The 13,249-nt window shown below is 57.2% G+C and carries 11 protein-coding genes; 7 read left to right on the top strand and 4 right to left on the bottom strand.

Features of this window, described 5'->3' with window-relative positions:
* The first annotated feature begins 43 nt into the window (after window positions 1-43).
* Together Z946_RS0102050 and Z946_RS0102055 are read left to right on the top strand one after the other, a co-directional pair.
* The gene (locus Z946_RS0102050) at window positions 44-1,198 is read left to right on the top strand and encodes a DNA cytosine methyltransferase (RefSeq protein WP_025054083.1); all 1,155 of its coding nucleotides are present in this window, start codon (window positions 44-46) and stop codon (window positions 1,196-1,198) included.
* Entirely contained in the window at window positions 1,195-1,734 is a 540-nt protein-coding gene (locus Z946_RS0102055) for a GIY-YIG nuclease family protein (RefSeq protein WP_025054084.1), read from the top strand. Before Z946_RS0102050 ends, Z946_RS0102055 begins: the two co-directional genes overlap by 4 nt.
* Window positions 1,735-1,740: 6 nt before the next feature.
* Here the strand turns inward: Z946_RS0102055 and Z946_RS0102060 are convergent, their stop codons facing one another.
* The gene (locus Z946_RS0102060) at window positions 1,741-2,484 is read right to left on the bottom strand and encodes a DsbA family protein (RefSeq protein WP_025054085.1); all 744 of its coding nucleotides are present in this window, start codon (window positions 2,482-2,484) and stop codon (window positions 1,741-1,743) included.
* A gap of 85 nt (window positions 2,485-2,569) precedes the next feature.
* Between Z946_RS0102060 and Z946_RS0102065 the strand changes: the two genes are divergently transcribed.
* The 5 genes from Z946_RS0102065 (at window position 2,570) to Z946_RS0102085 (ending at window position 10,377) form a co-directional block, all read left to right on the top strand.
* Window positions 2,570-3,712, top strand: a complete 1,143-nt coding sequence (locus Z946_RS0102065; RefSeq protein ID WP_025054086.1) for a pyridoxal phosphate-dependent aminotransferase — start codon at window positions 2,570-2,572, stop codon at window positions 3,710-3,712.
* A gap of 63 nt (window positions 3,713-3,775) precedes the next feature.
* On the top strand, window positions 3,776-4,993 hold the full coding sequence (locus Z946_RS0102070; protein WP_025054087.1) for an N-acetylmuramoyl-L-alanine amidase: 1,218 nt from the start codon (window positions 3,776-3,778) through the stop codon (window positions 4,991-4,993).
* A gap of 111 nt (window positions 4,994-5,104) precedes the next feature.
* The gene (locus Z946_RS0102075; protein WP_025054088.1) at window positions 5,105-7,657 is read left to right on the top strand and encodes a penicillin-binding protein 1A; all 2,553 of its coding nucleotides are present in this window, start codon (window positions 5,105-5,107) and stop codon (window positions 7,655-7,657) included.
* A gap of 90 nt (window positions 7,658-7,747) precedes the next feature.
* Complete coding sequence (gene prfB / locus Z946_RS0102080) at window positions 7,748-8,872, top strand: peptide chain release factor 2 (RefSeq protein WP_025054089.1); 1,125 nt, start codon at window positions 7,748-7,750, stop codon at window positions 8,870-8,872.
* 95 nt (window positions 8,873-8,967) lie between these two features.
* Window positions 8,968-10,377: an amidase gene (locus tag Z946_RS0102085; protein WP_025054090.1), complete on the top strand. Its 1,410-nt coding sequence runs from the start codon at window positions 8,968-8,970 to the stop codon at window positions 10,375-10,377.
* 3 nt (window positions 10,378-10,380) lie between these two features.
* Here the strand turns inward: Z946_RS0102085 and Z946_RS0102090 are convergent, their stop codons facing one another.
* The 3 genes from Z946_RS0102090 to Z946_RS21925 form a co-directional block, all read right to left on the bottom strand.
* Entirely contained in the window at window positions 10,381-10,632 is a 252-nt protein-coding gene (locus Z946_RS0102090; protein ID WP_241461284.1) for a hypothetical protein, read from the bottom strand.
* Window positions 10,629-11,789: an aromatic ring-hydroxylating oxygenase subunit alpha gene (locus Z946_RS0102095; RefSeq protein WP_025054092.1), complete on the bottom strand. Its 1,161-nt coding sequence runs from the start codon at window positions 11,787-11,789 to the stop codon at window positions 10,629-10,631. Before Z946_RS0102095 ends, Z946_RS0102090 begins: the two co-directional genes overlap by 4 nt.
* A 95-nt stretch (window positions 11,790-11,884) precedes the next feature.
* Entirely contained in the window at window positions 11,885-13,129 is a 1,245-nt protein-coding gene (locus tag Z946_RS21925; RefSeq protein ID WP_311733216.1) for a helix-turn-helix domain-containing protein, read from the bottom strand.
* Window positions 13,130-13,249: the final 120 nt, after the last annotated feature.

The following is a 13,249-nucleotide window of genomic DNA, read 5'->3' on the forward strand; positions in this document are numbered from 1 at the left end:
GATTTCCAGTCGACACCCCAGAGGCCGGCGTTTAGACATAGATATGGTATCTGCGCCCGACATTTCCCCCAAATTTGCCGAGTTTTTCTGTGGCGGTGGCATGGTGCGCGCAGGCTTGGGATCAGGTTGGACCTGTGCGTTTGCCAACGACATCGACGCGATGAAATGCGCAGTCTATCGTGACAATTACGGTGCAAAGGCGCTTGTCGAAGGCGATATTGCGCAACTGGCTGGCGCGGTGATCCCATCCGCTGTTGATCTCTATTGGGCATCCAGCCCGTGTCAGGATTTCTCGCTCGCCGGTAAAGGGCGCGGTCTATCGGGCGTGCGGAGCGGCGTTTTCAACGAATGGGCGCGACTGATCGGTGAGGCCGCCAAGGCCGGACATGCGCCGCGCATCATCGCCTTCGAGAACGTAACCGGCCTCATGACACGCAGTGGCGGACGCGATCTGCGGGCAGTGCTGAAAACACTGGTTGATCTGGGCTACCGAGTGGGCGCGCTAGAGATCGACGCAGTACACTTTGTACCGCAAAGCAGGCCGCGCCTGTTCATCATCGGTGTGCGGCAGGACATTCCGCTGGATGGTTTGGCGATGCCCCATGCCGCAGGCCCCTTTTATACGGAAAAGGTTCAGGGGTTTGCCGCGACACTGCCAACAGAGCTGCGTGCGCATTGGGTCTGGTGGCAGCACGCAGTGCCTGATGCCAAACGCCGGACATTGCGGAGCATGGTCGACGATACGCCGAATACCGATTGGCTGTCGGATCCTGAAGTGAGCAAGTTGCTGTCGCTTATGTCAGAGCCAAGCCGCACGCGCGTGAGCAAAGCCCGCAAAAGCGGCAAAACAGAGATCGGTCTGCTTTATAAACGCGGAAGACCGGATGAAAGCGGATTGAACCGCCAGCGTGCAGAAATCAGGTTCGATGGGATCGCAGGGTGTCTGCGGACGCCGGCGGGTGGATCGTCGCGCCAGACAATTATGTTTGTCAAAGGCAATGAAACCCGCGCGCGCCTGCTGTCAAGCAGAGAGGTCGCGCGCCTGATGGGGTTGCCCGCAAAATACCGTATGCCGGAGCGCTACAATCAGGCCTATAAGGTCGCGGGAGACGGTGTCGCGGTGCCTATCGTCTCATATCTCGACCGGACATTGTTCCAACCCATTTTGCAGGCCGAACGGGCGCGGGCGGTGGCATGAGCCGTGCGTTGGCCTATCGCTCTGAAGCGCTGTCTGCGCTCACAAACGAGATCGGCGTTTACGCCTTGTGCGATCTGGACGGGCACCCGATCTATGTCGGGCAATCCGTTGATGGCATCCGAAACCGTGTGCGCAGGCATCTGACGTCAGCCCGCTCGGACGTGATCGCAAACCGCCAGATTGATGTTTGGGAAATCGCCTATGTCTGGGCGTGGCCCGTGGGGGACGTCAGCGATGTGCAACCGTTGGAAGACGCGGTTTTCAATCATTTTGACGCGGTCCAGCCCCTGATGAACGGCAAAAGCCTCGCACCGTCCTTGTTGACACCGGAATGGCCTGACAAGCAGGAAGTACAGGTGATCGAGGAATCGGATCGCCAGTTGCGTCTTGATCCGGCGCAGCGTTTGCCGCGTCAGATCCAGCAATACAATCTGCTGGTGGACTACATTCTGAACGTCAAAGACGCCGGCCATCTGAAAATCTCGCTCGACGCGCATTTCCAGCGGCTCGTGAAGTACCATCAGACGTTTCTTTAGGCGTACTCAGCCGCGCTTTTCGTCGACGATCGCTTTCATCTGGTCATAGGGCAGATAGCCGCGCAGCATTTCGTCATGCATGACGAAGGTCGGCGTGCCGGTGATGCTCAGCTTTTGGGCCAATGCGCGGGTTGCAGCGATTTCGGCTGTTACCTCGTCACTGTCCATCCGCGCCTCAATCGCATCCGCATCCAGACCAAAAGTTGAGGCAAGGCGCCGCAAGGCAGGCAGTGTCACATCGCCGTTGAAAGCCATTAGCGCATCGTTGACCGCCTTGTAGCTTTCATCACCCGCAACCTGTTTGGTCGCTACCGCAAAGCGGGAGGCGATTACGGATTGCTCCCCAAGGATCGGGAACTCTTTTACGATCAAGCGGATATTCCCGTCTGTTTCCAACAGCTTTGCCACCTCATCATGTGCGCGTTTGCAATACCCGCAGCGATAGTCGAGAAATTCAACCAGCGTGATGTCGCCATCTGGGTTGCCGCCCACGTAAGAAAACCCGTCATCGAAAATGTCGCCTGCATTGTCGGACACAAGCGTAAGGTCTGCGATTTCCTGAGCCTCTGCTTCACGGTTCTGCAAAAGCTCGACCGCCTGCATGATGACTTCGGGATTGTCCATCAGATAGGCGCGAACCTCTGCGCGGAACAACGCACGCTCTTCATCTGTGAGGGCCTTGAGGTCCATGGCAGCAGCGGGCAAAGCCAGCGCACCTGCAAGAACCGGAGCAATAAATTGACGCATCATGGCAAAAACCCTTTGTGAGAACGCACAGCCGCTTGACGGGCATGAGCGTGGCAGTGAAACACGGCACAGTGATAGGAGCAATACCATGCGGATTTCAACCCGGTCCAATGTCGATCCCTTTATTGTGATGGATGTCATGCAGGCCGCCGCCCGGGCAGAAGCCCGCGGCGAACACATCATTCATATGGAAGTCGGCCAACCCGGAACAGGTGCACCACGCGGTGCTGCTGCGGCGTTGACCGAAGCCATGGGGCAGGGCAGTCTGGGGTATACCGTCGCATTGGGCATACCTGAGTTACGCGCGCGGATCGCGCAGATGTACGGCGAATGGTATAACGTCGATCTGGATCCCAACCGCATCATCATCACGCCGGGGTCCTCAGGGGCCTTTATTCTTGCGTTTACCGCGCTTTTTGACACTGGTGATAAGGTAGGCATCGGGGCACCGGGCTATCCCAGCTACCGCCAGATATTGAAAGCGCTGGCGCTGACTCCGGTTGACCTGCCGACATCTGCCGAAAACCGGTTTCAGCCTGTCGCAAGTGATTTTGCCGGAATGGATCTGGCGGGGCTTATGGTTGCGTCCCCTGCCAACCCCACCGGCACCATGCTGGACAAACCGGCCATGGCGGCCTTGGTCGAGGCGTGTGCGGCAAATGGTACCAGTTTTATCTCGGACGAGATTTATCACGGGGTCGAGTATGAAAAGAAAGCCGTGACTGCGTTGGAGATCACCGACGAGGCTTACGTTATCAACTCGTTCTCCAAGTACTTTTCTATGACAGGATGGCGTGTCGGCTGGATGGTAGTGCCCGAAGATCACGTGCGCGTGGTCGAGCGGATTGCCCAGAACATGTTTATATGCGCGCCTCATGCCAGCCAGATTGCGGCATTGGCTGCGATGGACTGTGATGACGAGTTGCAACAGAACATGGACATCTATCGCGCCAACCGTGCGCTGATGCTGGACGGATTGCGGGATGCAGGCTTCACCAGCTTTGCCCCGCCGGATGGGGCTTTCTATGTTTACGCAGATGTGTCCGACCTGACGCGCGACAGCCTTAGCTTTGCCGCTGAAATCCTTGAAAAAGCGAAAGTATCTGTGACGCCCGGTTTGGATTTTGATCCTGAACGGGGTGGTACAACTTTGCGCTTTTCCTACGCGCGCAGCACCGAGGATATCCGTGAGGGGCTGGCCCGCCTCAAGGCCTTTATGGCGGCACGTTGAAGCGCTGGAACAGGTGTGCGTCTCCTGATACTCTCGCAGCAAATCAAAAGCCGAAACGGTAAAATGAGACGGGCATTTCTTCAGTTAATCGCGGTACTGATGCTTTGTGCAGGCCAAGTGTCGGCACAGGACCTGACCGCTTTGGCCCGCGTCGATCCAGAAGAAAGCCGGATCGAAGATGGCTGGTTCGGCAAGACCAAGGTGACCATCGGGTTAAGCCAAGGTGTGCCGTTCCGCGTCTTTATGCTGAAAGACCCGCCGCGGCTGGTCGTAGATTTTCGCGAAGCAGACTGGTCTGGGTTACGCCCCGGGACGCTGTTGCCGGAAGAGGGCCGCGTGACAGGCGTACGGTTCGGTGCATTCCGTCCCGGCTGGTCGCGACTGGTGGCTGACCTTGCCGAACCCATGATCCCGTCCGAGATTGGCATGCCAGTGGACCCCGCAAGCGGTGAGGCGCGTCTTCAGATTTCTCTCGTAAAGGCAGATGAGGATCAGTTCGCCGCAGCGGTCGGCAACCGCGTTGATCCGGGTTGGACAGAAGCGCTGGTTCGGCCGCCCATGCCTGCACCCGATGGACCGAAGCGGTTTACTGTTGCGATTGATCCCGGGCATGGTGGTCTTGATCCCGGTGCAGAGCGCGACGAAGTCGCAGAAAAAGACCTCATGCTGAGCTTTGCGCGCGGGCTGGCAGACGCACTGCGGCGGGGCGGGGTCGAGGTTGTGATGACCCGTGACGATGATGTGTTCGTCGCACTTGAGACACGTGTGGCTATTGCCCATCAGGCGCGTGCGGATGTGTTTTTGTCCCTGCATGCCGATAGCCTGAGCCAGGGGGGGGCCAAGGGGGCGACGATATACACCCTGTCGAAAGAAGCCAGCGATGCCGCAACTGCGCATTTGGCGGCGCGTCACAATCGGGCCGACATTATTGCGGGGGCCGATCTGACCGGCGCGGACGACCAGGTGGCGGGCGTGCTTTTGGACCTTGCCCGACAGGAGACAGAGCCGCGTTCGCTCAGTTTTGCAAAGACACTGGCCGCGGGCATGGCCGAAGCAGGTGGCCCGATGAACCGCAGGCCGTTGCGCAAGGCCGGGTTCTCGGTGCTCAAATCGGCTGACATCCCATCCGTTCTGGTCGAAATCGGGTTTTTAAGCTCGGATCGTGATCTGAAAAACCTGCGGGATCCTGTTTGGCGGTCCGTGATGGTTAACGCCATGGCTGATGCGATTCTAAGTTGGCGCGATGATGACGCTGCCCGCGCCCCGCTTGTGCGCCAATAAACCCTGCTTTTGCGCCGTTTTTAGCCGATTGACCCGCCAGCGGGGTTTTGACGATACCCGCGCGGTCAGGTATACCCAGTTGCAATGACAGCCATCAAGGGGTCTGCACTGGTGTTCCGATTTGTTCTTTCTTTTCTGGGCGGTATCTTTACCACGCTGACGATGAGTGTCGGCATGGTCGCGCTGACCATTGGTGCGATCTTCTGGATGTATGGTCGCGATCTGCCGAGCCATGAAAGTTTGGCCAGTTATACCCCGCCCACGATCAGCAGGATTTATTCGGGGCAGGGCCGTTTGATTGATGAATTCGCCAAGGAACGCCGCCTGTTTGCGCCCGCCGATACGATCCCGCCGCTGGTTAAGCAGGCGTTCATCTCGGCTGAGGACAAGAACTTTTACGAGCACGACGGGTATGATCTGCGCGGTATCGGTGCCGCAGCGGTGGACGCGGTGCGCACACGCGGGCGCGACGTGCGCGGTGCCTCGACCATTACGCAGCAGGTAATGAAGAACTTCCTGCTTTCGGGCGACCGCCGCGCAGAACGTAAAATCAAAGAGATCATTCTCGCGGCCCGCGTTGAAGAGGCGCTGGATAAAGAGAAGATCCTCGAGCTTTACATGAACGAGATTTTCCTTGGCCAGAACTCTTATGGGGTGGCGGCCGCTGCGCAGACCTATTTCAACAAAACGCTAGCGGAACTTGCCCCGCATGAGGCGGCATTCCTTGCGTCCTTGCCCAAGGCTCCGTCAGACTACCACCCCGTGCGCCGCAAGGAGCGTTTGCTGGCCCGCCGGAACTTCGTTCTGCGCGAGATGCACGAGAACGGATATATCAACGATGACGTCTACGAGACGGAGAGGGCGCAGCCGTTGCGCTCCGTTCAGAATGGTGACTTCGAAAGCTTCAAAGCAGACCTGCCGCCCCGAGATTATTTTACCGATGAAATCCGTCGCCAACTCTCCGAGAACTTTGGTGAAGGCGAGTTCTTTACAGGCGGTCTGACTGTTCGCGCCACTATCGACAACGAGATGCAGCCCATTGCAGCCAATGCGCTACGCCGGCAGCTTGAGCAATATGATCGTGGCTTGGGAATCTGGCGCGGCACGGGTGAAAAGATCGATCCCGCCCAGTTGAAAGACGAAGAAAGCTGGCGCAATGCGCTGGCTGACTTGCGCGTTCCGCGTGACATTGATCTTGAAAACCAATGGTATCCGGCCGTTGTGCTGAGCATCGGTGAAACGGACGCGCGTATTGGGATCGAAGGGGTGGATGAAGACGCGGATGGCCACTTCATTCCGGCCAAGGATGTGCAGTGGGCCCGCAAGCGGCTTGAGGACGGCAAGCTTGGGCCGAAGGGCCGTGTCGCCGGTGACCTGCTTGAAGTGGGTGATGTGGTGCTGGTGCGGCGCATGACAGCGGACGCGGATGGCAGCTTTATTCGCTGGACACTGCGACAGGTGCCGCAGGTACAGGGTGCATTTGTTGCAATGGATGTGGACACGGGTCGTGTGATTTCCATGCAGGGCGGATTTTCCTATCAGGACTCAGTTTTCAACCGTGCCACCCAAGCGCAGCGTCAGCCCGGTTCCAGCTTTAAACCGTTTGTCTATGCCTCCGCCCTCGACAGCGGGTATTCGCCTGCAACAATTGTTGTAGATGCCCCGATTGAGATTAACACCCCTCAGGGTGTGTGGCGCCCCAAGAACTCCTCCAACCGGTTCTACGGCCCTACGCCATTGCGCACAGGTATCGAACAGTCCCGGAACCTTATGACGATCCGCCTCGCGCAGGAGGTCGGTATGGACACTGTAGGCAGCTATGCCGAACGCTTTGGTGTTTATGACGATCTGTCGCCGGTGCTGGCTAACGCACTGGGATCACAGGAAACCACCTTGTACCAAATGGTGAGCGCCTATGCGATGTTCGCCAATGGTGGCGAGCGTGTTCAGCCAACGCTGGTAGACCGCGTGCAGGACCGGTATGGCCGCACCGTTTACAAACACGACGACCGCATCTGCAACGACTGCCAGATGGCCAGCCTTGATCCAGGTGTCGCTCCGCGGGTGATTTCGAACCGCGAACGGGTCATGGATCCGGTCACTGCCTATCAGCTTACCTCCATGATGCGGGGCGTGGTCGAGCGCGGTACAGCACGCAAAACAGTAAGCCTTGGGGTGCCGACAGCCGGTAAGACAGGTACCACAAACGATGCCAAAGACGTTTGGTTTGTAGGCTTCACCAGCAATATCGTGGCGGGCTGTTACATCGGCTACGATCAGCCAAAGCCTATGGGACGCGGTGCGACCGGTGGCGGCATGTGTGGCCCTGTGTTCCAACGCTTCATGCGTGAAGCGGTCAAGAAATATGGCGGTGGAGAATTCAGCGTGCCAAAGGGGTGCGAGTTCATCAAGATTGACCGCTTCACCGGTGCGCGGCTCAGCAGTGGTGCGTCCGGCCCCAACGTGGTGTCCGAATGTTTCCGTATGGGCGAAGAGCCTGTCTTTGGCATCACTTTTGACGGTGGATTTGCCATGGGCTCCGATTTGCCGCTGGTCGAAGAAGTAAACCGTGTGGCCAAGCAGGTCACGACATCCACTGGGAAAAAAGCGGTTGTCGGTCCAAAGGCAAGCTTTGGTTCGCTGTCTTCGGGGGGTTTGTACTAAGAGGGTCGGGGGTTAACCCCGGCTCACGTCTTGTAGCATCCGCACGGCTGGTCTATGTCCCGAAGGGCATAGAATAAAGGCACAGAACCCATGCGCGCAGAGGCACAGAATACCGCCGACCAGATTACAAAGTCCCTGGAATTGCTCGGGCAGCGGTTGGATGTTGAAACGGCCGGACACCGGCTTGAAGAATTCAATGCGCGCGTCGAAGACCCGAACCTGTGGGATGATGCGGATGCCGCGCAGAAACTGATGCGTGATCGTCAAGCGCTGGTTGATGCCATTGCGACTTATGAGGGGATCAAGCAGGACCTGACCGATACTGTCGATCTTATCGAATTGGGTGAGATGGAAGAAGACGAAGAAGTGATTGCCGAGGCTGAGGCAGCACTCAAGGCGCTGGCCGAGACTGCCGCTCAGAAAGAGCTGGAAGCGCTGCTTGATGGCGAAGCAGATGGCAACGATACCTTCCTTGAAATCAACTCTGGCGCAGGTGGCACGGAAAGCTGTGACTGGGCACAGATGTTGGCCCGTATGTACGTGCGGTGGGCTGAAAAGAAGGGCTACAAGGTTGAATTGCAGGCCGAGAGTGCAGGCGAAGAAGCGGGCATCAAATCCGCCACCTACAAGATCGCGGGTCACAACGCCTATGGCTGGCTCAAGTCCGAGAGCGGTGTACACCGTCTGGTGCGGATCAGCCCTTTCGATTCTGCGGCCAAGCGGCACACGTCGTTCACATCCGTCAAAGTTTATCCCGTTGTCGATGACAACATCGAGATCGAAGTGAACCCTTCTGACATCCGTATTGATACCTACCGGTCATCAGGCGCGGGCGGTCAGCACGTTAACACCACGGACTCTGCGGTACGCATCACCCACCATCCGACAGGCATCGTCGTGACCAGTTCCGAGAAATCACAGCACCAGAATCGCGACATCGCGATGAAGGCCTTGAAGAGCCGTCTTTATCAGATGGAGCTCGACAAACGTTCTGCCTTGGTGAACGAGGCGCATGAGAGTGCAGGGGACGCAGGTTGGGGCAACCAGATCCGTTCATATGTTCTGCAGCCCTACCAGATGGTCAAAGACCTGCGCACCAACTTTGAGACATCCGATACTAAAGGTGTGCTCGACGGTGATCTTGACGGTTTGATGGGGGCGACGCTTGCCCTTGCCGTCAGCGGCAAAAGTCGTGCTGAAGCGCAGGGGTCATAGACATCGGCTGAAGTCCGGCTTCTCAGCAGGTTTGGTCAGTGTTCAGCACCCATCTAGGACTTGATTTTCCATCATTTAGTTGATTAAGTCCAGTAATGGAGCTTTTTGAAAATGACGCGCTGTCGCTGTCGTCTAAGATCAATCGAGGCAAGTTGAGCGCTGTCGAGTTGATGGATGCGACTCTCGACAGGATTGATGCTGTAAACGATACAGTCAATGCAATTGTGTATCTGGAAGACCGCGACAAGCTGCTTGCGCAAGCGAAAGCGGCAGATGCGTCCAAGCAAACGGGCTGGCTTCGCGGCGTGCCGATTGCAGTCAAGGATCTCGCGAACGTTGAGGGAATGCCCACGACGATGGGATCTCCCCTGTTCGTAGACACGATAGCCCCCCGTGATGACCTGCTGGTTGAGCGTATGAAAGCAGCCGGCGCGATCATCATTGGCAAGACCAATACACCGGAATTCGGATTGGGCAGTCATACAACCAACTCTGTCTTCGGTCCCACGCGCAACCCTTACGATCAGTCCAAATCAGCGGGTGGATCATCGGGTGGTGCAGCGACCGCGCTTGCCGCACGTATGCTCAGCGTCGCTGATGGGTCTGATATGATGGGCAGTCTGCGTAATCCTGCGGGCTGGAATAATGTTTACGGCATGCGGCCCACATGGGGCGCTGTCCCGTCCGAGCCTACCGGTGACGTCTTTATGCACCAACTCGCGACATCCGGCCCGATGGCGCGGTCGCCGGCAGATCTGGCGGCATTGATAGACACCATGACAAGCCCTGATCCGCGACAGCCGAATAGCCATTTTCCGGGTGTGGCCACACCGATGTTGGCCCTTCCCGTTGAAAAGCAGCGCATCGCGTGGCTCGGAGACTGGGGTGGTGCTTATCCTTACGAAGACGGCATCGCAGAGCTAAGCGAGGCCGCGCTCAAGCAGATGGAGGATATGGGCCACCACGTCGAAGCGGTGAAGGCACCGTTTGATGCCGAAAGTCTCTGGGAAAGCTGGATAACTTTGCGCTCATTTGCCGTCGCTGGTGGCGCGCATCCGCTTTATGCAGACCCTGCAAAACGCGCGCAGCTGAAGGCGACCGCCCAATGGGAAATTGAACGCGGCATATCCATGACGGCGATGGACTTGCTGACCGCAAGCATGACCCGTTCCGACTGGTTCCGCCGCACGTTGGAGCTTTTCGACAATTATGATGTGCTCGTGTTGCCATCGGCCCAGTGCTGGCCATTTGATGTCAACCTGGAGTACCCTACCGAAATCGCCGGTGTCACGATGGATACCTATCACCGCTGGATGCAGGTTGTTGTTCCTGCCAGCTTGATCGGCCTGCCGGTCGTGAATATCCCTGCCGGGTTTGGCGCGAACGGATTGCCCGGAGGCTTACAGCTGATTGGTCCACGTTCGCGTGGCGGACGTCTGCTCCAGCTCGCGCACGAATGGCACACGGCGACCGATTGGCCGAACAAGCGTCCTCCTGATCTCTGAGAATTACCTGAATGGCAGGCGTGGCGGAGTGTCTTCTTGCTCCCGCCCGCTTTTAATCAGGCGCGACTGCAGGGCTGGTATCGATGAATGGTTGCTTTCCAATGCAAAGACATAGGCCTGCGTGAGGAAGAATCCTTCTTCGTCAGGGGATTGAGCGTGATCGGCGGCTAGTGTGTAGTAGCTGATCAGCGCTTCGGTATCGCCATGGGCATGCGCAGCCAGCAGGGCTCTATCCATTTCTTCCGATGCCATCATTCCGCAGCATGAGCCGGTGTGCGGTGTCGCTCCAGCTGACCTGCGACCCAGTCATGGAACAGATGGGTAGGCCCATCCATCGCGGGCGAAAAACGCCCTCCATCAAAATGAACGGCGTGTCGTCCCCGCTGCATTCCTTCTACGACAAACACATCTTCGGAAAACACGTCCTTCCACTGGCTGGTGTTTCTGTCGCGTAATTCCGGTGACGTATCAGAAGCAGCATAATAAAGATGGATATGCTCAAGCGTCCGGTCCGGTCCTAGAGGGACCAGCACAATCGCGAAGGTATGATCGCGGTGCACACCCAGCAGGACGTTGGGGTAGGCGGTGATGTATTCCGCAGCTGTATCCCATTTGTCGCTGAGCGCGTCGAAATCGGGAAACACCCCACCGGCCTCGTCGCGCAGTTGCCGGTAGACCAATGTGCCCTGACCAGAGAACTGATCCGGTGCTTCGATATGGTAGTGGTCCTCGAGCCGTGAATAGGTGTTCAGGCTAGGGTGTACCCAAGGCAGGTGATAGCTTTCGCAATAGTTTTCCACCGCAAGTTTCCAGTTGCAGTTAACCTCAAGCACAAAGCGGCTGTCGGCACCGCCATGGTGCAAGGGCTGGTTGAATTCCGACCAGCGCGCCATCAGGTCCGCATTTACGTCCTCGAAGGCAGGGGCGGTGCCAGAGACATTGATAAAGACAACATCCATCCAGATGTAGCTGCGGACTTCGATCAGGCCGAGCAGTGCGCGGTCGATCCCCTCATGCGTGTTCTGGCCAGGCCCTCCGACGTGCGGCGTGCTGACCAGACGTCCGTCGGTGCTGTAGCACCAGCTGTGATAGGGGCAGCGGATCGCGCCTTCGATTTTCCTCGCGGCGTCAACAAGGATCATACCGCGGTGGCGGCATATGTTCTGGAAGACGCGGACCTGACCTGCTTTGTCGCGCACCATAAGCAGCGACATTCCCAGAAACGTGACGGGCACCGCATCCCCGATCTCGGGGACATCTGCACCGACGCCAAGACCTGCCCAATTGTCAAAGAGAACGGCTTGACGCTCTTCGGCGTAGACCTCCGGATCGATATAGTGGGCGTTGGGCAAGCCATTGGCAGAAGCAATAGGCCGGCGCACGGTGCTCAGATCAGTCGTCGGGTATCCCATGATCAATCCTCCTGATGATCCCATCAGTATAGATTGACCGCATCGCAATTCGTTTCCGTCAGCGACCCGTGTTTATCACAGGCGACATCATGTGATCAGGAAAACGGCAGATCAGGTTGCAAATGGCGGCGATGAAAGGTGGGCAGTTCCTCGCGGCTGAGGAAGCCGGATTTGCGCGCGGTCCGCAGCGCGACCGCAGTGCTTTTGCCCACATACTCGAACACCATGCGCGTCGCGCGCAAACCGTTTTGGTTCTCTGGTACGGTACGGGTGACGTATCCGACCCAGAAGTTATTCTCAAAGGAAGGAACGCGGCTGATATAGTTGAAAGAGGACGTCATGGCGTTCTTTCGCGAGACGATAAAGACGATACCCGACTCTTGCTGCATCACGGCACCACGGAACTCTCTGGCTTCAGCGGAATTCGGGAAATCCTGCAGGGTCATCGCCTTTTTGGTTTCATATCCGCGCAAGAAGGTCTGTGAATCCTTGCGGAATATGTAGACCAACCCGCTGATAAAAACATCTTCCATCGTAAAACTGCGTCGGGTGAACCGGTAGAACCCGCTCGGGAATATATCGGTCGGCACATCTTCCGCGCCGGCATACACGTAATTCTTCAGGTATGAGGACGTGTTGGAATTGCGGGCTGACGCGATTTGGTCCACAGGCTCAAGCAGAACACGGGCGTCAACATCGAAGAAGGTACAAATACGCGAAAGCACATCAGGACGAGGAAAGCTTTCGCCGTTGAGATAACGGTTGTACTGCGTCCGGTTGATCCCTAGCTGGCGCGACAGGTCGGAGATAGAAGAGTAGGGGAGCGACAACAGCCGGAGATTTGCGCCAAACATGCTGCGCAGCTCCGCCGGAGATTGATTCGCTGCCGCCATATGTGCCCTTTGCTCATGGACGCTATTTGCCAAAAAAGCCTTTCGCATCTTTAGTGGACTTAGGACACCATAGTTGACGCTGATAAGCAACAGGTTTGACGCCGCATAGCTGCAAACCCGCATTTGCAGAGACACAAACCCACACGTGCCATGACACGGCACCTTAAATATAAAGGTTAACAGCCAATAAAATCTCGAAAGCGGGAAAGGAACGTAAAAGGTATGATGGGCGTAGTACTTTGGAGTGATCTTGATGATCAGAAAGCAGTCTTTTGGTGCGAAGATCATGGCGATCTTGCATACTTTGACGGTTTCGCTGACGCGCATCAGGCGCCTGCATTTTTTGCAGCAGGTGACATGGTTGAGTTCGAAGTGACGCTGGACGGAAACATGCGCCGCGCCAGTTGTGCTCAGGTGGTGCAGCAGAAAGTCTGTCGCGGTCTTCAAGACCATTTGAGATCAACAGCACAAGATCACGTCGCCGCAGAGGTGTACCATGCGTCCGGTGGCGATGTTGTCCCTTTCAGACCCAAGACGATCCCGATGAGGACAGGTCGGCGTTTGCTG

The sequence above is a fragment of the Sulfitobacter noctilucicola genome (genome assembly GCF_000622385.1).
Lineage (GTDB): Bacteria > Pseudomonadota > Alphaproteobacteria > Rhodobacterales > Rhodobacteraceae > Sulfitobacter > Sulfitobacter noctilucicola.

What these genes read in the sequence shown, in the direction of transcription:
- Z946_RS0102055 (WP_025054084.1), top strand. Translation starts at nt 1,195, where the DNA reads ATGAGCCGTGCGTTGGCCTATCGCTCTGAAGCGCTGTCTGCGCTCACA.
- prfB (WP_025054089.1), top strand. Translation starts at nt 7,748, where the DNA reads ATGCGCGCAGAGGCACAGAATACCGCCGACCAGATTACAAAGTCCCTG.
- Z946_RS0102065 (WP_025054086.1), top strand. Translation starts at nt 2,570, where the DNA reads ATGCGGATTTCAACCCGGTCCAATGTCGATCCCTTTATTGTGATGGAT.
- Z946_RS0102095 (WP_025054092.1), bottom strand. Translation starts at nt 11,789, where the DNA reads ATGGGATACCCGACGACTGATCTGAGCACCGTGCGCCGGCCTATTGCT.
- Z946_RS0102085 (WP_025054090.1), top strand. Translation starts at nt 8,968, where the DNA reads ATGGAGCTTTTTGAAAATGACGCGCTGTCGCTGTCGTCTAAGATCAAT.
- Z946_RS0102090 (WP_241461284.1), bottom strand. Translation starts at nt 10,632, where the DNA reads ATGATGGCATCGGAAGAAATGGATAGAGCCCTGCTGGCTGCGCATGCC.
- Z946_RS0102050 (WP_025054083.1), top strand. Translation starts at nt 44, where the DNA reads ATGGTATCTGCGCCCGACATTTCCCCCAAATTTGCCGAGTTTTTCTGT.
- Z946_RS0102060 (WP_025054085.1), bottom strand. Translation starts at nt 2,484, where the DNA reads ATGATGCGTCAATTTATTGCTCCGGTTCTTGCAGGTGCGCTGGCTTTG.
- Z946_RS0102070 (WP_025054087.1), top strand. Translation starts at nt 3,776, where the DNA reads ATGAGACGGGCATTTCTTCAGTTAATCGCGGTACTGATGCTTTGTGCA.